1 tRNA gene and 1 rRNA gene are annotated in these 330 nt (G+C 45.8%); both read right to left on the bottom strand.

The features are described 5' to 3' along the window. Nucleotides 1-35 precede the first annotated feature (35 nt). Nucleotides 36-111 (bottom strand) — tRNA-Val (locus EP737_RS25250). A 5-nt stretch (nt 112-116) separates the two neighbouring features. After that, a 5S ribosomal RNA gene (rrf, locus tag EP737_RS25245) occupies nt 117-232 on the bottom strand. Nucleotides 233-330: the final 98 nt, after the last annotated feature.

The raw sequence follows: 330 nt of genomic DNA, 5'->3' as shown, positions 1-330 counted from the left end.
AGTTGCTCTACCAATTGAGCTAAGCCGGCATATTATGGTGGAGGATGACGGGCTCGAACCGCCGACCCTCTGCTTGTAAGGCAGATGCTCTCCCAGCTGAGCTAATCCTCCACATCGCCTAGCGACGTCCTACTCTCACAGGGGGAAACCCCCAACTACCATCGGCGCTGAAGAGCTTAACTTCCGTGTTCGGTATGGGAACGGGTGTGACCTCTTCGCTATCATCACTAGACCTATTATTTTGACTCATATTAGAGACAATGATTATTATATCATGATCTTTTATAAAGTCAACAGGAATTTTGATATTCCTTCAAAACTAGATAACAA

The sequence above is a fragment of the Ectobacillus funiculus genome (assembly GCF_004138295.1).
GTDB lineage: Bacteria > Bacillota > Bacilli > Bacillales > Bacillaceae_G > Ectobacillus > Ectobacillus funiculus.
Note: the sequence above shows the minus strand (reverse complement) of the source record. Positions and strands in the feature narration are given on the sequence as shown.